Annotated in this window: 18 protein-coding genes; 6 read left to right on the forward strand and 12 right to left on the reverse strand. The window is 67.7% G+C overall.

Annotated elements, in window-relative coordinates; genetic code table 11:
• Positions 1-89: 89 nt before the first annotated feature.
• From AB4Y67_RS09410 to AB4Y67_RS09420, 3 genes are all read left to right on the forward strand, one after another.
• Entirely contained in the window at positions 90-1232 is a 1143-nt protein-coding gene (locus AB4Y67_RS09410) for an ABC transporter permease (RefSeq protein ID WP_441405505.1), read from the forward strand.
• A complete protein-coding gene (locus AB4Y67_RS09415) occupies positions 1229-1960 on the forward strand; it encodes an ABC transporter ATP-binding protein (protein ID WP_441405506.1) in 732 nt (243 codons plus the stop codon). Before AB4Y67_RS09410 ends, AB4Y67_RS09415 begins: the two co-directional genes overlap by 4 nt.
• Before the next feature lie 101 nt (positions 1961-2061).
• Positions 2062-2661 (forward strand): TetR/AcrR family transcriptional regulator, encoded by a 600-nt coding sequence (locus tag AB4Y67_RS09420; protein ID WP_441405507.1) that lies wholly within the window; start codon positions 2062-2064, stop codon positions 2659-2661.
• Positions 2662-2691: 30 nt separating this feature from the next.
• Here AB4Y67_RS09420 and AB4Y67_RS09425 read toward each other — a convergent pair whose 3' ends face one another.
• The 9 genes from AB4Y67_RS09425 to dxr form a co-directional block, all read right to left on the reverse strand.
• Positions 2692-3486, reverse strand: coding sequence for a sulfite exporter TauE/SafE family protein (locus AB4Y67_RS09425; protein WP_441405508.1), 795 nt, complete (start codon positions 3484-3486; stop codon positions 2692-2694).
• Between the two features lie 18 nt (positions 3487-3504).
• Positions 3505-5316, reverse strand: a complete 1812-nt coding sequence (locus tag AB4Y67_RS09430) for a proline--tRNA ligase (protein WP_441405509.1) — start codon at positions 5314-5316, stop codon at positions 3505-3507.
• A gap of 483 nt (positions 5317-5799) precedes the next feature.
• Positions 5800-6687 (reverse strand): GNAT family N-acetyltransferase, encoded by an 888-nt coding sequence (locus tag AB4Y67_RS09435; protein WP_441405510.1) that lies wholly within the window; start codon positions 6685-6687, stop codon positions 5800-5802.
• Positions 6650-7816: a flavodoxin-dependent (E)-4-hydroxy-3-methylbut-2-enyl-diphosphate synthase gene (ispG, locus tag AB4Y67_RS09440; protein WP_441405511.1), complete on the reverse strand. Its 1167-nt coding sequence runs from the start codon at positions 7814-7816 to the stop codon at positions 6650-6652. The genes AB4Y67_RS09435 and ispG overlap by 38 nt, the downstream gene beginning before the upstream one ends.
• A 38-nt stretch (positions 7817-7854) precedes the next feature.
• Positions 7855-8148, reverse strand: a complete 294-nt coding sequence (locus AB4Y67_RS09445; RefSeq protein WP_441405512.1) for a YciI family protein — start codon at positions 8146-8148, stop codon at positions 7855-7857.
• Between the two features lie 174 nt (positions 8149-8322).
• On the reverse strand, positions 8323-8817 hold the full coding sequence (locus AB4Y67_RS09450) for a hypothetical protein (RefSeq protein WP_441405513.1): 495 nt from the start codon (positions 8815-8817) through the stop codon (positions 8323-8325).
• Positions 8793-9599 carry a MarR family transcriptional regulator gene (locus tag AB4Y67_RS09455; RefSeq protein WP_441405514.1) on the reverse strand — a complete coding sequence of 269 codons (807 nt, stop codon included), beginning with the start codon at positions 9597-9599 and terminating at the stop codon, positions 8793-8795. Before AB4Y67_RS09455 ends, AB4Y67_RS09450 begins: the two co-directional genes overlap by 25 nt.
• A 252-nt stretch (positions 9600-9851) precedes the next feature.
• Complete coding sequence (locus AB4Y67_RS09460) at positions 9852-11183, reverse strand: M50 family metallopeptidase (RefSeq protein ID WP_441405515.1); 1332 nt, start codon at positions 11181-11183, stop codon at positions 9852-9854.
• A gap of 18 nt (positions 11184-11201) precedes the next feature.
• On the reverse strand, positions 11202-12386 hold the full coding sequence (gene dxr, locus AB4Y67_RS09465) for a 1-deoxy-D-xylulose-5-phosphate reductoisomerase (protein ID WP_441405516.1): 1185 nt from the start codon (positions 12384-12386) through the stop codon (positions 11202-11204).
• Positions 12387-12530: 144 nt separating this feature from the next.
• On the opposite strand from dxr, the gene AB4Y67_RS09470 reads away from it, so the two are divergent.
• A complete protein-coding gene (locus AB4Y67_RS09470) occupies positions 12531-14030 on the forward strand; it encodes a lipase maturation factor family protein (RefSeq protein WP_441405517.1) in 1500 nt (499 codons plus the stop codon).
• Positions 14031-14149: 119 nt separating this feature from the next.
• Here the strand turns inward: AB4Y67_RS09470 and AB4Y67_RS09475 are convergent, their stop codons facing one another.
• Genes AB4Y67_RS09475 through AB4Y67_RS09485 form a run of 3 tightly spaced genes read right to left on the reverse strand, consistent with a single transcriptional unit; the run spans position 14150 to position 17233 of the window.
• Positions 14150-15682, reverse strand: coding sequence for a tripartite tricarboxylate transporter permease (locus AB4Y67_RS09475; RefSeq protein ID WP_441405518.1), 1533 nt, complete (start codon positions 15680-15682; stop codon positions 14150-14152).
• Positions 15675-16196, reverse strand: coding sequence for a tripartite tricarboxylate transporter TctB family protein (locus AB4Y67_RS09480; RefSeq protein ID WP_441405519.1), 522 nt, complete (start codon positions 16194-16196; stop codon positions 15675-15677). The genes AB4Y67_RS09475 and AB4Y67_RS09480 overlap by 8 nt, the downstream gene beginning before the upstream one ends.
• Before the next feature lie 2 nt (positions 16197-16198).
• Positions 16199-17233 carry a Bug family tripartite tricarboxylate transporter substrate binding protein gene (locus tag AB4Y67_RS09485; RefSeq protein WP_441405520.1) on the reverse strand — a complete coding sequence of 345 codons (1035 nt, stop codon included), beginning with the start codon at positions 17231-17233 and terminating at the stop codon, positions 16199-16201.
• 172 nt (positions 17234-17405) lie between these two features.
• Here AB4Y67_RS09485 and AB4Y67_RS09490 point away from each other — a divergent pair, with 172 nt between their 5' ends.
• Positions 17406-18986 carry an ATP-binding protein gene (locus AB4Y67_RS09490; protein WP_441405521.1) on the forward strand — a complete coding sequence of 527 codons (1581 nt, stop codon included), beginning with the start codon at positions 17406-17408 and terminating at the stop codon, positions 18984-18986.
• Positions 18983-19717 carry a response regulator gene (locus tag AB4Y67_RS09495; protein WP_441405522.1) on the forward strand — a complete coding sequence of 245 codons (735 nt, stop codon included), beginning with the start codon at positions 18983-18985 and terminating at the stop codon, positions 19715-19717. Before AB4Y67_RS09490 ends, AB4Y67_RS09495 begins: the two co-directional genes overlap by 4 nt.
• Positions 19718-19778: the final 61 nt, after the last annotated feature.

A 19778-nucleotide genomic window follows, 5' to 3' on the forward strand; every position in this document is an offset into this window, starting at 1 on the left:
ACGAATGGCCTTTTCCTGACAAGCTGTCGGCAAGATGTCGACATCGTGTCAGCAACCTTACCCGTTCATCCCTAAACCTAGGACTCCCAATGTTCCTTGCACTCCGCGAATTGATCTTCGCGCGTGGCCGCTTCAGCCTGATGGGCGGCGTGATTRCACTCATCGCCGTCCTGATGGTGATGCTCTCCGGCCTGTCCTCGGGCCTCGTCAACGACGGCGTGTCCGGCCTCAAATCGATGCCCGTGACCGCTTTCGCCTTCGACGAGGGCACCAAGACCGACAACGCCTTCTCCCGCTCCGTGATCGATGACCAGCAGCTCATCGCCTGGCGCGGCATCGAGGGCGTTGCCGCCGCCGAGAAGATGGGCGTTGGTATGGCCAATGCCACCACCGATTCCGGCAGGCAGATTGACCTCACGCTTTTCGGCATCGAGCCCGGATCCTTCCTGGAACCGTCCCGCTCTGCAGGTACCGGTCTCGGCGATACTGACGGCATTGTCGTGTCCTCGACCGCAAAGGCTGAAGGCATCAACCTCGGCACGGTGGTGACGCTGGACCGGATTGGCACGAAGCTTAGAGTTGTTGGCTTCACCGATGGGCAGGCAACGTTCGGACACGTCGATGTGGCCTACCTGCCCCTGAAAACCTGGCAGCTGATCGCCTCCGGCCAGGCCGCAGCCGGAGCCCCAAGCGCCGCGCAGCTGTCCGCAATTGATTTTGATACCGCCAGCGTCGTTGCCGTCCAGGCCAAGCCCGGCGCCAAGCCGGACCTTGCGGCCGGAGACAGTGCCGCCGGAACGTCCAGCAAATCCCTGTCCGCTGCCTTCAATGCATCTCCCGGCTATGAGGCCGAGACCATGACCCTCAGCATGATCCAGGTGTTCCTTTACGCGATCTGCGCTTTGGTGGTCGGCGCGTTCTTTACCGTGTGGACGATCCAACGCAAGCACGAAATCTCGGTGCTGCGGGCCATCGGGGCCTCGACCGGCTACCTGCTGCGGGACGGGCTGGCCCAGGCCGCCATCCTGTTGGTGGGATTCACCGCGCTGGGCGTGGCCGCCGGATTGGGCCTGGGCGCCGCCATGCCGGACGCCATGCCGTTCGCTCTCGAGGCCGCATCGATCGCCATCGCCACAGCTCTCACCATTGGCCTTGGCCTGATCGGTGCCGCCGTGGCCGTGGTGCGCATTTCCCGGATCGACCCGCTCAACGCCCTTGGAGGACAGCGATGACCAACCCCATGTTCCCGGCAGCCGGCGCAAGCCCCGCTGACACACTCCAAACCACCGGCCTGTCCATCCGCCACGCGGTGATGGAACTCGGCGACGGCGACACCCGGGTGAGAGCCCTGGATGACGTCAGCCTCGATGTTGCCCCCGGCGAGTTCCTGGCCATTGTCGGGCCGTCCGGTTCCGGCAAATCCTCACTGCTCGCCGTCGCCGGCGCCCTGGCAGCCCCTGATTCCGGAACGGTCACGGTGAACGGCCAGGACCTTTCCCAACTGCGCCAGGGCAAACGCGCTGCGTTCCGGCTGGCCAATATTGGCTTCGTCTTCCAGTCCGGCAACCTCATCCCTGCACTGACCGCAGCGGATCAGCTCAGGCTGGTCAACCGTCTCGCGGGCGGATCGAGGGCCTTCGACCCGATTGCCCTGCTGGAATCAGTCGGCATGGCCCACCGTGCGACCAACCGTCCCGGCCAGCTCTCCGGAGGCGAACGGCAGCGCGTCGGCATTGCGCGGGCCCTCGTCTCCGGGGCGAAACTGCTACTCGTGGATGAACCGACCGCGTCCCTGGACCGGGCGCGCAGCCGCGAAGTCGTAGAACTCCTCGCCCGGCAGAGCCGCGAGCACGGCGTCGCAACCGTCATGGTCACCCACGACCACGACGTCCTCGGCTACTGCAACCGCGTCGTCGAAATGGTGGACGGCCACTTAGGGGCCCCTGCCCCGGTCCGCTAACACGCACCACCCCGCGTACGACGACGGCGGCCTGCCCAGCAGGCCGCCGTCTCGCACCGTATCCTTGATGCGTACGTCAGTCAGTGTCAAAGGATCCCGCAATGCCCAGAATCAGTGCCGCCACCGTCGCGGAGCACCGCGCCGCACAGGAGCGCGCACTGCTGGACGCTGCCCACGAACTCCTGCAGGAAACTTCGGAAGCGCCGACCATGACCGACGTGGCCGCGCGGGCCGGACTTTCGAGACCCAGCGTCTACCAGTACTTCGACTCCCGGCAGGACCTGCTCCAGGCCCTGGTCCGCGACATTTTCCCACGCTGGACCGAGCGCGTGACCGGCGCCATGGCCGATGCCCCCACCAAAGCGGACCGTATCCTGGCCTACGCTACGGCCAATGTGGATCTTGTGGCCGAAGGAGCTCACGCCGTCGGGGCAGCGTTGGCCGCGCTGGCCCCGGGTGCCGAACTCGACGAGCAAGCCACCCTGATGCACCGGCAGCTTCAGGAACCGCTCATAGAGACGCTTAGGGAGCTTGGGGTTGCGGACCCCGAGTCGCTGGCAGAGTTGATCAACTCCGTCGTTCACGCCGGCACGCGAATGCTCGAATCCGGGCAAACGCTTGAACGAGTCCACTCCCACCTCAGGACGCTGCTCGGTCCCTTCGTGACAGAACACCAAACCGCCGAAGCCACCGGCCGTTAGGTCCGAAGTGCTGGCCGGCGGGAGCGGCTGCTAGGCGAAGCTGTCCTGCCAGATGTCCGAGCCGAGTTTGACGATGAGCGCCCCGACCACGGCCAGGAACACGATACGGATGAACCTGCTCCCCTGCTTCACGGCCGTCCGGGCGCCGAGGTAGCCGCCGGCCATGTTCGAGGCGCCAAGGACCAGCCCGAGTCCCCACAGCACGGCACCGTGCGGGACGAAGAACAGCAGGGCGCCTGCATTGGTGGCCATGTTCACGATCTTGGCCTTGGCGCTTGCCTCGAGGAAGGCGTAGCCCATCGCCGAGACGAGCGCGATGATCAGGAAGGATCCGGTCCCGGGGCCGATCAGCCCGTCATAGAAGCCGATCACGCCGCCGATCAGGCAGGCCACGACGTAGTGCCGGTGACCCTCGTGGCGCAGCTTGGTCAGCTGGCCGACGCTGGGCTGGAAGGCAGTGAACAGCGCGACGGCGACGAGCGCCACCAGGATGATGGGCTTGAACACACTCGCCGGCAGGTTCGCCGCGAGGACCGCCCCGCCGTAACTCCCGGCCATGGCGATCACCGCCATGGGCAGCGCCGTGCGGAGATCCGGCCGCACCCGGCCGTAGTACGTGGCGGCGCTGGTGGTGGTGCCGAAAATCGACCCCATCTTGTTCGTCGCCAGCGCCTGCACCGGGCTGATGCCCGGCACCAGCAGCATCGCCGGGAGCTGGATCAGTCCCCCGCCCCCGACGACGGCATCGACCCAGCCCGCGGCGAAGCCGGCGACGACGATCAGTATGAGGGTGCTGAGCTCGATTGATTCGAGTCCGGAAACCACGCCCGCAGGTTCAGCGGGTTAGTGGTTGCGGACGGCGTCGACACAGAAGTCGACGGCCTTCTCAACGGCGATGTTCTCGGCTTCGCCGCTTCGGCGGTCCTTGATCTCGACGACCCCGTCCACCAGGCCGCGCCCGACGGCGAGGATGGTCGGGACGCCGACGAGCTCGGCGTCGCCGAACTTCACGCCCGGGGAAACCTTGGGGCGGTCGTCGTAGATCACGTCGAGGCCGGCGGCTTCGAGCTCGAGGGCCAGCTTCTCCGCGGCGGCGAAGATTTCCTCGCCGCGGCCAACGGCGACGACGTGGACGTCGGCCGGGGCGACGGCGCGCGGCCAGACGAGGCCCTTGTCGTCGTGGTTGGATTCGGCCAGGGCCGCGACGGCGCGGGTGACGCCGACGCCGTAGGAGCCCATGGTCACCACGACCTGCTTGCCGTTCTGGTCCAGGACCTTGAGCTCGAGGGCTTCGGCGTACTTGCGGCCGAGCTGGAAGATGTGGCCCATTTCGATGCCGCGGGCGGTTTCCAGCGGGCCGGAGCCGTCGGGGGCCTCGTCGCCGGCGCGCACCTCGGTGGCTTCGATGACGCCGTCCCAGCCGAAGTCGCGGCCGGCGACCAGTCCGAAGACGTGTTTGCCGGCCTCGTTGGCGCCGGTCACCCAGGCGGAACCGCTGACGACGCGCGGGTCCACGAGGTAGAGCAGCTTGGCGGCACCCTCGGCGCCGAGCAGGGGCGCGTCCAGGGACATGCCCGGTCCGAGGTAGCCCTTGACGATGAGGGGCTGCTTCTTGAGGTCCTCCTCGTTGGCGGCCTCGAGCGTGATTTCGCCGGCGATGGGCAGGAAAGACCCGATGTTCGCTTCCACGCGCTTGAGGTCCACGCCGCGGTCGCCCGGAACGCCGATGACGACGAGCTGGCGTTCCCCGGTGGGCAGGGTGACGGCGAGGACGACGTTCTTGAGGGTGTCGGCGGCCGTCCAGGCGCCGCCGTCGGCCTCGGCACGGGGCACCAGGACGTTGGCGGCGTCCACGAGCGTGTCGATGGTGGGGGTGTCCGGGGTGTCCCGGACCTCGGCGGCAGGGGCGTTGCTGAAGTCGATGTCCGCGGGGACCACCGTGGTGACGGCCTCGACGTTGGCCGCGTAGCCGCCGGCGGAACGGACGAAGGTGTCCTCGCCGATCTCCGTCGGGTGCAGGAATTCCTCGCTCTTGGAGCCGCCCATGGCGCCGGCGGTGGCGGACACCGGAACGACCTCGAGGCCCAGGCGCTCGAAGATCTTCAGGTAGGCGCCGCGGTGTGCCTCGTAGCTGGCGTCCAGGCCGGCGTCGTCGACGTCGAAGGAGTAGGAGTCCTTCATGATGAATTCGCGGCCGCGCAGCAGGCCTGCCCGGGGACGTGCCTCGTCGCGGTACTTGTTCTGGATCTGGTAGATGCTCAGCGGCAGGTCCTTGTACGAGGAGTACAGGTCCTTGACCAGCAGGGTGAACATTTCCTCGTGCGTGGGGGCCAGCAGGTAGTCGTTGCCCTTGCGGTCCTTGAGCCGGAAGATGCCTTCGCCGTACTCGGTCCAGCGGTTGGTGGCCTCGTAGGGTTCCTTGGGCAGCAGGGCCGGGAAGTGCACTTCCTGGGCTCCGATGGCGGACATTTCCTCGCGGATGACCGTCTCCACCTTGCGCAGCACGCTCAGTCCCAGCGGAAGCCAGGTGTAGATGCCCGGAGCGGCGCGGCGGATGTACCCGGCGCGGACCAGGAGCCGGTGGCTGGCCACCTCGGCGTCGGCGGGATCTTCACGCAGGGTGCGCAGGAACAACTTGGAGAGTCGAAGGACCACTGGGTATCTATCCGTTTCTGGGAAGGTGCGGGAAAATCAGCGAAGCTGTGAACTTAGGCTGTGGATCAGGAGAGCCGGAGTGACCGGCGCAAAAGCCTAGATACTAATCTACCGTCCGCCCGGACGCAGAAGAGCCACGTCATGACCGGTGGAAGCCCCTGGCCGAATCCGGCTGGTCATCCTGTCATGACGTGGCTCTGCGGCCCCCAATACCGCCAAATCTCTGGCTGTGGGCCCCTGGTGTTGCCCTCAAGGGCGTCTGCTACCCCGGCTGGTACTCCCGGGGAAACACGTGCCCATGCGACACGGCTAGCTCGAACTTATGTGACGCGGGGCACGAAAACAAGAGTCCGCATCCAGATATTTTTCAGGAAGCCACGTGTTACTGCTGGGGCGGGAGAATACTGCTGTTAATCGTCGCGTAACCCGACGGCCAAAAAGCCACTGCAGTCAAGAAAGGATTGCCGCTAAAAAGAACTGGCGTCAAAAAAGAACTGTGGCGAAGGTGCCCGCCTGGCGGAAGCCCACTCGTTCGTAGGTGGCGCGCGCCCGGGAGTTGAAACTGTTCACGTAAAGGCTGGTCACCGGGGCCCGGGTTTGGGCCAGAACGACGACGGCGGCCATGTACCCGGCGCTGAGGCCCTGTCCGCGGAGGGCCGGGTTCATCCAGACACCCTGCACCTGCGTCACCTCCGGAGTGACCGCGCCGAGTTCGGCTTTGAAGACCACCTCGCCCGCGGCGTCCAGGTGGACCAGCGAATGCCCCTCGCGAATGAGGCCCTTGACCCGGCGGCTGTAGTACTCCCGGCCGCCCAGGTACGGCGAATAGCCCACTTCCTCTTCGAACATCGCCGCGCACGCAGGCAGGATCTTGTCGAAGTCGGCCAGCTGGCCAAAGCCCAGCCGCGGATTCGGCGCCACGGCGGGCGGGCCGGAAATCGTCATCAGCGGCTGGTCGTCGCGGATTTCATGGGCCGCCTGGCCGAACTGTTCCAGCCCGGCATACAGGGCCAGGACCGACTCCGCCGGACCGAAGATCGAGGCGTACCGGCGGCCCGTGCTGTGTGCGGCCACCGCCACCATGCCGGCAAGCTCCGGGTCCAGCTGCACCGGCACCAGGTTGGCGCCGGCCCARCACGCCCCCAGGAGGATGCCGCCGTCGAACACGCCAAGGATGCTGGCGCCGCCGGCAGTGGGGGCCGCCGAACCGGCGGTCTTCAGATGGGACAGGATAAAGACGTTGGCGACGGCGTCCTGCCGGGCCAGGTCCACAAGCTGGGAAGTGTCCGGGCCCCCGAGGGCCCGGACTGCGACGCCGGGAGCGGCGCCGTCCTTACGAGACGCTAACCACGGGGCTACCCTTGACAGCATCTTCGCCATCGGCCTCCCCCATCTCTTCAGCGATACGCATGGCCTCTTCGATCAGTGTCTCAACAATCTGGCTCTCGGGGACAGTCTTGATGACCTCGCCCTTCACAAAGATCTGGCCCTTGCCGTTGCCCGACGCGACGCCCAGATCGGCTTCGCGGGCTTCGCCCGGTCCGTTGACGACGCAGCCCATGACGGCAACGCGCAGCGGGATCTCCATGCCTTCCAGACCGGCCGTGACCTGTTCAGCAAGCGTGTACACGTCCACCTGGGCGCGGCCGCAGGACGGGCAGGAGACGATCTCGAGCTTGCGCGGGCGCAGGTTCAGCGACTGCAGGATCTGGTTGCCGACCTTGATCTCCTCCACCGGCGGGGCGGAAAGTGACACGCGGATGGTGTCACCGATGCCGCGGGACAGCAGCGCACCGAAGGCCGTGGCCGACTTGATGGTGCCCTGGAAGGCCGGTCCGGCTTCGGTGACGCCGAGGTGCAGCGGCCAGTCGCCCTGCTCGGCGAGCATCTCGTAGGCAGCGACCATGATGACCGGGTCATTGTGCTTGACCGAGATCTTGAAGTCATTGAAGCCGTGCTCTTCGAACAGTGAGGCTTCCCAGACGGCGGACTCCACGAGGGCCTCGGGGGTGGCCTTGCCGTACTTCTTCAGGATTCCGGGCTCCAGCGATCCGGCGTTGATGCCGATCCGGATCGAGGTGCCGTGGTCCTTCGCCGCGCGGGCGATTTCCTTGACCTGGTCGTCGAACTTGCGGATGTTGCCGGGGTTCACCCGGACCGCCGCGCAGCCTGCCTCGATGGCGGCGAAGACGTACTTCGGCTGGAAGTGGATGTCCGCGATCACGGGGATTTGGGACTTCTTGGCGATGATCGGGAGCGCCTCGGCATCGTCGGCGGACGGGCAGGCGACGCGCACGATGTCACAGCCGGACGCCGTGAGCTCGGCGATCTGCTGCAGGGTGGCGTTGATGTCCGTGGTGGGCGTGGTGGTCATGGACTGCACGCTGATCGGCGAATCGGAGCCGACGCCGACCGAGCCCACCTTGATCTGGCGGGTCTTGCGGCGCGGCGCAAGGACGGGGGGCGGTGCTGACGGCATTCCCAGGCTGACCGAGGTCACATGGACTCCTTGTATCGAAGTAGGTCTGGCGGGGTTGGTCAGGCGGCGTGACCGGCGAGGAGGCCGGTCAGGGGGGCCCAGACCATCGTGCGGGTACCGGAGATGGCGCCTGCGGTGGCGAAAGGATCCTGCTTGAGGAGCTGGTTCAGGGCCTGCTCGTCGGCGGCCTTGAAGATGAGGAGGGCACCGGCGCCGTCACCGTACGGACCGCTGGCGAGCAGCGTTCCCTCCTGGGCCAGTCCTGCGGTCCATTCGCGGTGTGCGGGGCGGGTGGCGTCGCGGACCTCAGAGGATTCGGCGCCGTATACGTACTCAACAGCAAAAACAGTCATACGGATACACTATCGCCCTGCCGGCCCGGTACCCATCCGGCGCCCACCGGGACACCGTGCGGGGCCGCGCTCCGGGGCGCAGCCGGGGACGCGCGGAGCCCCGCACGCGGCGGGACGGCGACGGGGCGGCGGGGTGGCGGGGCGACGGGGCGGCCAGCCCGCGTCGGGGTGGCGTCAGCTCAGGAAGAGCACTTTGGCCAGGGCCGCGACGCCAGCCGCCCACAGCAGGGACGTGAGGGTTCCGATGATGAACCGCTCCGCGGCGACCGGAGTCTCCTTCAACTCGGCAAAACGGCCCAGGCCCTTGATCGCAACCACGTAGGCGATAGCGACCGGTTCACCGGCGAGGATCGCAAGGCACACCGCCAGCCGTTCCAGCACGCCGATGATCGCGCCGCCGCGCAGGATCCGGACGCTGTTCACCGAGGCGCCCGCGGAGCCTGCTGCCAATGCCGCGGTGCCGGCGGCTGGAGTGGCTGCGGTGGGATCAGCGGCGGCCGAGGGGTCAACGGTGACGTCCGCCGCTGGATCGTTGGCCGGGTCCGTAGCGCGGGTGCCGGCGTCGGCCCGGTCGTCGATGGTCCGGGCGAGCCGGAAGACCAGCGCGGTGACGGGCCAGCCGACGAAGCCGGCAGCGAGCAGGGTCAGGGTGATCCAGAGGGCGTCCACCGATCTCCTTCTGTGCTGTCCCGCGGGCGGGAATCCGATTGCCGGGCCACTCCCGCGTCCCGGGCCCGGTCCGCAGGCTGCCCGCCGGCGTCGCCGTTTCCGGTGCCGTTTCCGGTGCCGGTGATTGTTCCGTGGGCGAAGGACAGCAGCATTTCCGCCGCCGGCCTCGCCGCCCATTCTTCCTGCCAACCGGAGCGCAGCAGTGCGCGGCTCACCGATTGTTCGGTGATTCCCAGTTCCTGTGCAGCGATTTTCTGCGTGCCGTGCGTGCCGGAGTGGCCCTGCTGCACCGAGCGCAGCGCATCCACGACCTTCCACTGGGCGGCCGTCCGGTCTTGGACGAGCCGTCCGATCAGCCGCAGCACCGCCTCGGCATTGGCGCAGGCGCGGGCGCCTGCTGATCCTGCGGGCGAGGGAGCCGCCTCTCCCCTGCGCAGCCCGCCGGAGACGACGGAGAACGGAACATGCGCTGACCCGGACTTTGCGTTCTCGACGGCCACACGCGCCGCCACGAAGGCCGGACCGGAACCTTCCCTCGGGCTGGCCGGCAGCGGCAGGTCCACAGCGCCCACTCCGATTCCCACGTACCAGCGGCCGCTCCGCAGGGCGTGCAGGGCAATCTCGACGACTTCGTCCGGACGCTCCACGACGCCCTGGACCTCGTCGCCCACTGAGCGCTCGAAGCGCCCGGCGGTGGACAAGCCGGCCAACTCCGCCAGGAGCCCGGGGACACGGTCTACGTCGGCGCTGCTGCCGCGCTGGTCGATCGTCATCACGTACATAGCCCCACCCTAAAGGGCTGATCTACGGGAATCAATCATTTTCAACTGATTACTGAAAATAAGACGAAATAAGCTGATAAGAGTAAATCATCGCAATCCGGTTCGCCCGGGCGGATTGGGCGGCCCCCGGCCCTCCGAGGTCGCCGGAAAGCTGCCAAATCGCCGTACAGTGTCGGCGAACTGGCAGCTTTCCGGCGATTTCGCGACTTCGACACAACGACGGCGGCCCCGGCAGGCCGGAAAGCCGCCGTGTCAGCCGAAGAGGTTGACCGGCTTGACGATGTCCGCGTAGATCAGCAGGGCGCCCATGCCCATCAGCAGCACTGCCACCACATAGGTGACGGGGAGCAGCTTGGCGATGTCGAACGCGCCGGGGTCCGGGCGGCCGAAGAGCTTGGCAATCCTGCGGCGCGCCCCTTCGTACAGCGCGCCGGCCACATGGCCGCCGTCGAGCGGCAGCAGCGGGATGAGGTTGAAGACGGCCAGGGCGAAGTTGAGCCCGGCCAGGAGCCCCACCAGGGTGGCCACCCGGGACTGCATCGGAACCTGCTCCATGGCGGCGACCTCGCCGGCCACCCGCCCCACGCCGACCACGCTGATGGGTCCGTTGGGGTCGCGGGGTTCCTCGCTGAAGGCTGCCTGCGCCACACCGGCCACACGGGCCGGAAGGTTCAGGACGACGCCGGCGATCTGTTTGATGTTCTCGCCCGCCATTGGCAGGACGGTCGACGCCGGCTGCGGCACGAGCGCGGTCTGCGCGCCGATGCCCAGGAAGCCGACGTCCTGGTACTGGAGGGTGCCGTCGGCGCTCTTGGCCTGCCGGCCGTCGTCGCCCACCACGGGCCGCGCGGAGAGGACCGGGGTGACGGTGGTGGTGACCGGGACGCCGTCGCGCTCCACCGTGATGCTGACCTGCTTGTCCGCGGAGGCGCGGATCCAGCCGGTGAGTTGATCCCAGCTGGTGACGGCCTTGCCGTCGAAGGAGGTGATGACGTCGTTGGGCAGCAGGCCCGCGGTGGCGGCGGGCGTGAGCTTGCAGTCGGCCGAGTTCGGGTCCACGGTTTCGCCGGCCTTGACCTGGCATTTGGAGACGTCGGCGATGGTGGTGGTTTGGGTGGCAATGCCGAAGCCCATCAGCAGCACGGCCGTCAGGGCGAGTCCGATGAGCATGTTCATGGCCGGGCCGCCGAGCATGATGATGATCTTCTTCCAGACCGGCAGCTTGTAGAAGACGCGGTTGGCGTCGGCGGGACCGACTTCCTCGTGCGCCAGGGAGCGGGCGTCTGAGGCGAGCGACTGGAACATGCCGGTGCTGGAGGTCCGGACGGTGCCGTCCTCCTTGTTCGGCGGGTACATGCCGATCATGGAGACGAAGCCGCCCAGCGGAATGGCCTTGAAACCGTATTCGGTCTCGCCCTTTTTGCGGGACCAGAGTGTGGGCCCGAAGCCGATCATGTACTTGGTGACGCGGACCTTGAAGAGCTTGGCGGGCAGCAGGTGGCCGACCTCGTGGAGGGCGATGGACACGGCGATGCCGATCGCCACAAAGACGACACCGAGGATAAAGAGGAGGACGGGGCTCATGCTTGAATCTGCTGCTTCCTAGACGCTTCTGAGGGCTAAACGTTCGTGGGTGCGGGCGCGTGCCCATCTTTCAGCATCCAGTACGGACTCCACCGTCAGCCCGGAGGAACCTGTGTGTTCGCTGAGCACCGCTTCGATGGTATCGACGATGTCGGTGAACCGGATCCGCCCGGCATGGAACGCCATCACGGCCTCCTCGTTCGCGGCGTTGAAGACCGCCGGGTAGGTACTCCCCTGCCTGGCGGCATCCTTCGCCAGCCCGACGGCGGGAAACGCCTCCGTGTCGAGCGGCTCGAAGGTCCAGCTGGTGGCCTGGGTCCAGTCGCACGGCCGGGCCGAGCCCGGAACGCGGTCCGGCCAGCCGAGGCCCAGGGCGATGGGCAGGCGCATGTCCGGCGGGGAGGCCTGGGCGATCGTGGAGCCGTCGATGAACTGGACCATCGAGTGGACCACGGACTGCGGGTGGACCACGACGTCGATCTTCTCCAGCGGGATGTCGAAGAGCAGGTGCGCCTCGATCACTTCCAGTCCCTTGTTGACCAGGCTGGCGGAGTTGGTGGTGACCATAAGGCCCATGTCCCAGGTGGGGTGCGCCAGGGCGTCCTGCGGGGAGACATCGTGCAGCTGCTCCCTGGTCTTGCCGCGGAAGGGACCGCCGGACGCCGTGAGGACCAGCCGGTCCACCTCGGCGGCGGAGCCGGAGCGCAGGCACTGGGCGATGGCGGAGTGTTCGGAGTCGACCGGGACGATCTGGCCTTCGCGGGCCGCGGCCTTGACCAGGGCGCCGCCGACAATCAGGGATTCCTTGTTGGCCAGGGCCAGGGTTGCCCCGGACTTGAGCGCCGCCAGGGTGGGGGCGAGGCCGATCGAGCCGGTGATGCCGTTGAGCACCACGTCGGCCTCGATTTCGGCGATCCGGGTGGAGGCGTCCGGGCCGGTGATGATCTCGGGCCGGTAGCCGGTCACTCCCGCCGCCCCGGCGGCGTCGTCGATCAGGTGCTGGAGGGCACCCGCATCTCCGGACGCGGTGCCGACGGCCCGGGCCCGGGTGTGGACGGCCTGCCGGGCCAGGAGTTCGAGGTTGCCGCCGCCCGCGCTGAGCGCCACGACCTCGAAAAGGTGCGGGGCGCCGTCGACGACGTCAATCGCCTGCGTGCCGATGGAACCGGTGGACCCGAGGAGGACGATCTTGCGCGGCTGCATGGTTCAAGTATCCCGCACCGCGTTCGTGCTCGGGTTCCCCATCGAGTTGGCATGTCACGGCAGTGTTCGCGCGGAACATTGCCGCGAAGTGTCCACTCGACGGCCGCCGTTGACGCTGCGGACCGCAGGCGTAACGTGGGGATCGTGGAGTGGACCGCCTGGTTCGACGCGCCGGAGTACGAGTTCGCCCGGCAGCTGCTGCAGCGCGGCATCGCCATCATCTACTTTGTCGCGTTCCTGTCCTCGCACAACCAGTTTCCGGCCCTCCTCGGCGAGCGCGGCCTGTTGCCGGTCCCGGATTTCGTGGCACGCTCCAGCCGGTACCGCCGGCCCACCCTGTTCAGTTGGCGCTACTCGGACCGGCTGCTGCGGGCCGTCTGCCGGGGCGGTATGGCGATCGCCGCCACGGTCGTCCTGGGCCTGCCACAGCTGGGCCCTCCGTGGGTTCCGATGCTGGCGTTTCTGGCGCTCTGGCTGCTGTACATGTCGATCGTCAATGTGGGGCAGACGTTCTACGGCTTTGGCTGGGAGATGCTGCTGCTGGAGGCCGGCTTCATTGTGGCGTTCCTCGGCTCCGACCAGACTCCCCCGCCGCGGACCATCCTGATCCTGCTGGCCTGGCTGGTGTTCCGCCTCGAGTTTGGGGCCGGCATGATCAAGATCCGCGGCGGCCGGGAGTGGCGCGACCTCACCGCCCTGTACTACCACCACGAGACCCAGCCGATGCCGGGCCCGCTCAGCCGGCAGGCGCATCTGCTGCCCAAGGCGTGGCACCGGGTGGAGGTCCTGGGCAACCATTTCGCGCAGCTGGTGGTGCCGTTCTTCCTCTTTGCCCCGCAGCCGCTGGCCAGCGTGGCGGCGGGAATCGTCATTTTCACGCAGCTCTGGCTGGTGGCGAGCGGGAACTTCGCGTGGCTCAACTGGATGGCGATCCTGCTCGCCTTCGCCGCCGTCAGCGACCCGGTGGCGCATGCCCTGGTCCCGGCGATTCCGCTCGACTGGCACACCGCGGCGGCCGGCACGGGCGGGGCAATTGCCACGGCGGGCGGGGCGGCAGCGACGGGTACCCAGGCGCCGGTCCCGTGGCTGGTGGTGGTCCTGGTCGCCACCGTGCTGCTCGTGGTGCTCAGCTACCGCCCGGCCGAGAACCTGTTCTCCCACGACCAGCTGATGAACGCCGCCTTCAACCGCTGGCAGTTGGGGAACACTTACGGCGCCTTTGGCACGGTCACGAAGCAGCGGATCGAAATCGCGGTGGAGGGAACCCTCGACGCCGAACCCGACGAAACTGCGGACTGGCAGGAATACGGCTTCCGCGGCAAGCCCGGCGACGTCCGCCGCATCCCGCGCCAGTGGGCGCCGTATCACCTGCGCCTCGACTGGCTGATGTGGTTCCTTCCCCTGCGCACCGTGCACGAGCAGTGGTTCTACGCCTTCCTGGCCAAACTACTGGAGGCCGACCGCCCCACCCTGCGCCTGTTGCGCCATGACCCGTTCGACGGCGCCCGGCCCCGCTGGGTGCGGGCCCGCAGCTACCTGTACCGCTTCGCCACCCGGAAGGAATTCCGCGCCACCGGCGAGCGCTGGATCCGGATCCCGCTGTACGAGTCCATCCCGCCGCTATCCTTGCCGCCGGAGGACTGAGTCCCGTTGCCGGGGCCCGGGGCACGGTCTGCGGCCCACCGCACCACCGATCTGACGCAAATGGCCGGAATGGTGGTCACCATTCCGGCCATTTGTGGCGAATCAGGAGAGCGTTCTGGCTAGACGGACAGCTCGTCCTTCACCGGCGCAGCCTCCAGGGACGACTGCCGGCGGCGGAGCCACCAGGAGCCCACGAAGATCAGTGCCATCGACACGTACACCACCACAGCGAACGGCGAGGAGAACAGGGCCGTGGGGTCGTTCTGGGAGAGCTGCAGCGAGCGCCGCAGCTGCACTTCGAACATCGGCCCGAGGATCATCGCCACCACCATGGGCGCCACGGGATAGCCGTAGCGTCGCATGAAGTAGCCCAGGATGCCGACCACCAGCAGGATGCCGACGTCGGCCGCCGCGAAGTTCACCGAGAAGGCGCCCAGGGCCGCGAAGACGAGGATGCCTGCGTACAGGTAGGGCCGCGGGATCTGCAGGATCTTCACCCAGAGCCCGACCAGCGGCAGGTTCAGCACCAGCAGCATCAGGTTGCCGACGTACAGCGAGGCGATCAGGGTCCACACCAGCGCGCCCTGGTTCTCGAACAGGAGCGGTCCGGGCTGGATCTGGTAGCGCTGGAACGCGGTGAGCATCATGGCCGCGGTCGCCGTCGTCGGAATTCCGAGCGTCAGCAGCGGGACCAGGACGCCGGCGGCAGCGGCGTTGTTCGCCGCTTCCGGACCGGCCACGCCCTCGATGGCGCCCTTGCCGAACTGTGCCTTGTTCTCGCCCTTGGCGAGTTTCCGCTCCGCGGCGTAGGACAGGAACGTGGAGACGTCCGCCCCGCCTGCCGGCACCGTACCGATCGGGAACCCGATGAAGGTGCCCCGCAGCCACGGCTTCCAGGACCGTTTCCAGTCCTCCTTGGACAGCCAGGCGTTCTTGCCCTTGCTGACCGGGATGACCTCGACCGGGCCGTGCCGCAGCTTCGAGGCCACGTACAGGGCCTCGCCGAGGGCGAAGAGACCCACAGCCACGAGGACCATGTCGATGCCGTCCACCAAGGTGGGGTTGTCGAAGGTGAACCGCTGCTGCGCGGTGCTGTCGTCGATGCCGATCATCCCGATGAACAGCCCCAGGGCCAGCGATGCGAGGCCGCGGAGCACGGAGGCGCCCAGCAGGGCACCGACGGTGAGGAACGCCACCACCATAAGCGCCACGTAGTCCACGGGTCCCAGGCCGACGGCCAGTTCCGCGACGACGGGGGCCAGGAAGGACAGCAGCACAGTCGCGATGGTGCCGGCGATGAACGAGCCGATCGCCGCCGTCGCCAGTGCCGCCGCGCCCCGGCCGGCCTTTGCCATCTTGTTGCCCTCGAGCGCCGTGACGATCGAGGACGATTCGCCCGGGGTGTTGAGCAGGATGGACGTGGTGGAGCCGCCGTACATACCGCCGTAGTAGATGCCGGCGAACACGATGAGCGCGGCCGCGGGATCCAGCGCGTAGGTGATGGGCATCAGCAGCGCGACGGTCATCGCCGGACCGATGCCGGGCAGCACGCCGACGGCGGTGCCGACGAAGACGCCGCCCAGGGCGTACAGCAGGTAGACCGGCTGCAGCGCCGTCGAGAAGCCCTCCAGGAGCAACATGAAGCTATCCATGGAAGAACGGCACCCCCTCAAGCAGCGGGCCCGGCGGCAGGGAGACGCCTAGCAGCCCGCCGAAGACGTACTGCAGCACGAGCGCCAGCACCACGGAAATGATGACCGCCTTCCAGAGCGGCTTGGCCTCCAAGGACCACGCCGCCCCGCTGAACAGCACAGCTGCGGCGATGGGCCAGCCGGCCGGTTCGATCAGGAAGATGTGGAGCACCACGAAGCCCACGAGTTTCGCCAGGGCCACCCAGTCTGTCTTGGCGGTGACGTCGAGGTCTTCGCTTTCCTCGGCCTGGCCCACCTTGCCGCGGAACACCTGCGCCACGATGCCGGTGCCCACGAGCACCAGCATGGTGCAGACGATGTACGGAAAGGCCCGCGGGCCGATGCCGGTCTCTGACGGCGGGATCGGAATGGACCCCGCCGTCAGGAGGCCGGCTGCGCCCACGCTTACGAACACCAGGGCGAAGAGGATCTCCCCCGTGGGCTGCTTGGCGGGCGTGCTGACTTGAACGGACATTGTTACTTGACCAGGCCAATCTCGGTGAGCGTGGTCTTGACCTTGGCGATGTCCTCGGTGAGGAAGGTCTTGAAACCGTCGCCGGCGAGGAAGGCGTCGTCCCAGTTGTTCTTGGCCAGGGTGGCCTTCCAGGCTTCCGTGGCGTGCAGCTTGGTGACAACCTCGGTCAGCTTTGCCTTCTGGGCATCGTCGATGGACCCCGGTGCCACGACGCCGCGCCAGTTGGTCAGGACGACGTCGATGCCCTGGTCCTTGAGCGGCTTGACGCCCGGCAGGGCCGGGGCCTCGGACGTGCCGGAGACGGCGAGCGCCCGGACCTTGCCGGCCTTGACCTGCTCGGCGTACTCCCCCACGCCGGAGATGCCGGCCTGGACCTTGTTGCCGAGCAGGGCCGCGATCGATTCACCGCCGCCGGAGTAGCCAATGTAATTCAGCTTGTCGGATTCGACGCCCTGGGACTTGAGGATCTGACCGGCCAGGATGTGGTCCGCTCCGCCGGCCGAGCCGCCGGTGATCGCCACGCCCTTGCCGTTGGCCTTGATGTCGTCCACAAGGTCCTTGACGGACTGGTACTTGGACGACGCCGGGACCACGAGGACCAGCGGCTCTTCGGTCAGGCGCGCAATGGGGGTGGTGTCTTCCAGCCGGGTCTTGGCGGCGTTGGTTTCCACGGCGCCCACCATGACGTAGCCCATCACCATCAGGGTGTTGACGTCCTTTTCGGTGGCGAGCTTGGCAAGGCCGTTCGTGCCGCCGCCGCCGCCGATGTTGCTGACCTGGGCGGAGGTGACGAGTTTGTTGGTCTGCAGGTCCTGCTGCATCGCACGGCCGGTCTGGTCCCAGCCGCCGCCCGGGTTGGCCGGAACGATGATGCTCAGCTTCTTGATGGGGTCGGCTGCCGCGCCGCTCTGGCCTGCCGCCGCGCCGCTCGCACCACCGGCACAGGCCGACATGGCGAGGACGACGCCGGCTGCCCCGGCAGCGAGCGCAGCCCGGCGGGTGAAGCTGGACCGCGTGGAATTGGAAGGGGAGGTCATGGTTTCTCCTTGTTGAAATGTGACGCACGTCATCGGAATCACTTCCCAGAGACTAGGAGCACCCCGGCCCGGGGACCAGAATTTGGCCATAGAGGTAGTAGTGGTCATATTGGTCACGGCCTGGAGCCCTCGTTTGGCCGGTGGGGCGGTGGCCGGATGGGAAACTTGTGACATGGTTCACAGGATTCCCTTACGCTTCCAGCTGGTGGCGCTGCAGCTCGCCATCGTGCTGGCCGTCCTGACGGCGGTGGGGGCCGTGACCATCCGGATGCAGGAACAGCAGCTCCGGGACGCCTACAAAGGCAGGCTGATCGGCGTCGCCGAAAGCGTTGCCCGGCTGCCCTCGGTGGTGCAGGCTTTCGGGACACCGCATCCGGCCCAGATCATCCAGCCCATCGCCGAAGTCATCCGGCAGGCCTCGAATGTCACCTATGTGGTGGTGACGGACCGGAACGGGGTCCGGCAGTCCCACCCGAACCCGGCGGAAATCGGCAGGCCCGTTTCCACCGATCCGTCTGTCCCGCTCTCCGGCGAGATCTACGTCGGCACCCAGACAGGAACCCTGGGTGAGTCCTGGCGGGTGAAGGTTCCCATTTTTGACGGAACCGGCACTGTGATCGGCTCGGCCTCGGTGGGCGTGCTCGAAACCACCCTGGCCCAGGACCTCTACGAGGACCTGCCGCAGCTGTTCGGCTGGCTCCTTGGGGCGGCGCTGCTCGGGTCGCTGGGGGCGATGTACATCTCCAAGCTCGTGTGGCGGCGGATCTACAAGCTGGAACCGGAGGAGATCGCCGCGCTCCTCGAGACCCGCGACGCGATGCTGCACGGCCTGGGCGAGGGGCTGGTCGCCGTCGACGCGGCGGGGACCGTGGCGCTGGTCAACGACGAAGCCCGCCGGCTGCTGGGACTGGGCGAGGAGATCACCGGGAAACCCGCCAGCGAATGCCTGGAACCCGGAATCCGCCGGATGCTGACCGCCGGGTCAGTCACCGAGGAGCTGGTGCTCTCCGGGGAACGGATCCTGCTGGGCAAGGTCAACGCCGCAACCGTGGACGGCCGGGAGGTAGGCAAGGTGCTGATCCTTCGCGACCGCACGGAGCTCCACACGATCCTCCGCGACCGCGACGGCGCCCTGGACGTCACGCAGGCGCTCCGGGCACAGGCCCATGAATTCGCCAACAAACTGCATGTGATCTCGGGTCTCCTGGAGCTGGGCGAGCAGGACAAAGCCGTGCAGTACCTGGGCCGGAGCCACAGCGACGCCGCCTTCGTCAGCCGCCCGCTGGCCGCTGGAATCACCGACCACGACGTCCGGGCGCTGCTGATTGCCAAGTCCACGGTCTGCGCCGAGCGCGGCATCGAGATTCTGGTCAGCCCGGATTCGGTGTGCACCCCGGACGGGACCGGCGACGTCATCACGGCCCTGGGGAACCTGATCGACAACGCGGTGGACGCGGCGGGCTACGACAGCACCGTCGCCGTCCGGTTGGAGGAGTCCCCCGACGGCGGCCGCACGATCACGGTCGAGGACGACGGTCCGGGCGTCCCCGAGCCAGAGTGGGCGGCCGTCTTCGAGGCCGGCGTCACCACCAAAGCAGCCGAGGGGATCAACAGCCGCGGCTTTGGGCTGGCACTGGTCCAGCGGGTGGCCCGGCGCCGGGGCGGCGGGGCGTCGGTGTCGCAATCCGCGCTGGGCGGCGCCTGCTTTACGGTGGTACTCAGGACAAAAGAGGCGGAACTACAAAAACAATGAGCCCCATTCGCACCCTCATCATTGATGATGACGTGGCAGTCGCCGGGATCCACCACGGGTTCCTGCTGGCCCGCGGCGGCTTCGACGTCGTCAGCATGGCCCACACCGGACAGCAGGGCCTCGACCTGGCGGCGGAGCTGCGGCCGGAACTGGTCCTGCTGGATATCCATCTCCCGGACATGTCCGGCCTGGACGTGCTCCGGCAGCTCCGCGGCCGCCAGCAGGCCCTGGACGTCCTGGTCATCACGGCGTCGCGGGAGCTGGAGACGGTCCGCGGCGCCATGGCCGGCGGGGTGCTGCACTACCTGGTGAAGCCCTTTACCTCCCAGGCCCTCAACGAACGGCTCGACGAGTACCTGTTCCTCCGCCGTGAACTCGCCGCGGGTGGGGCTGCGGGGCCGCTGGACCAGGACAGCATCGACAGGCTCGTGGCGCCGACCCGCCGGGCCACAGCCGGGGACCCCTTGGCCGGTCCGGTGGCTGACCCGGCTGCCGAGCCGATGTCGAGGCTGCCGAAAGGGCTGTCCCGGCCCACGCTGGACGCCGTCATCGAGGCGCTCAAGTCGAGCCCGGAGGACGTCTCGGCGGCCGGGATGGCGCTTCAGCTCGGGCTGTCCAGGGTCAGCGCCCGGCGCTACCTCGAGTACCTGGTCATCCACGGCTTCGCCCGGCTCACCCCCCGCTACGGCGCCGCGGGCCGGCCGGAGAACAGGTACTTGTGGAAGCGCTGAGCATGTCCATTCGTCGCCAATAAACCCCTCGCGGGACCCGGTCTCGATGCAATTGAGCACA

The sequence above is a fragment of the Arthrobacter sp. YAF17 genome (assembly GCF_052113365.1).
GTDB lineage: Bacteria > Actinomycetota > Actinomycetes > Actinomycetales > Micrococcaceae > Arthrobacter.

Coding starts and splice junctions, on each gene's coding strand:
- AB4Y67_RS09415 (WP_441405506.1), top strand. CDS start 1,229: ATGACCAACCCCATGTTCCCGGCAGCCGGCGCAAGCCCCGCTGACACA.
- AB4Y67_RS09420 (WP_441405507.1), top strand. CDS start 2,062: ATGCCCAGAATCAGTGCCGCCACCGTCGCGGAGCACCGCGCCGCACAG.
- AB4Y67_RS09445 (WP_441405512.1), bottom strand. CDS start 8,148: ATGACTGTTTTTGCTGTTGAGTACGTATACGGCGCCGAATCCTCTGAG.
- AB4Y67_RS09455 (WP_441405514.1), bottom strand. CDS start 9,599: ATGTACGTGATGACGATCGACCAGCGCGGCAGCAGCGCCGACGTAGAC.
- AB4Y67_RS09460 (WP_441405515.1), bottom strand. CDS start 11,183: ATGAGCCCCGTCCTCCTCTTTATCCTCGGTGTCGTCTTTGTGGCGATC.
- dxr (WP_441405516.1), bottom strand. CDS start 12,386: ATGCAGCCGCGCAAGATCGTCCTCCTCGGGTCCACCGGTTCCATCGGC.
- AB4Y67_RS09475 (WP_441405518.1), bottom strand. CDS start 15,682: ATGGATAGCTTCATGTTGCTCCTGGAGGGCTTCTCGACGGCGCTGCAG.
- AB4Y67_RS09480 (WP_441405519.1), bottom strand. CDS start 16,196: ATGTCCGTTCAAGTCAGCACGCCCGCCAAGCAGCCCACGGGGGAGATC.
- AB4Y67_RS09485 (WP_441405520.1), bottom strand. CDS start 17,233: ATGACCTCCCCTTCCAATTCCACGCGGTCCAGCTTCACCCGCCGGGCT.
- AB4Y67_RS09490 (WP_441405521.1), top strand. CDS start 17,406: ATGGTTCACAGGATTCCCTTACGCTTCCAGCTGGTGGCGCTGCAGCTC.
- AB4Y67_RS09495 (WP_441405522.1), top strand. CDS start 18,983: ATGAGCCCCATTCGCACCCTCATCATTGATGATGACGTGGCAGTCGCC.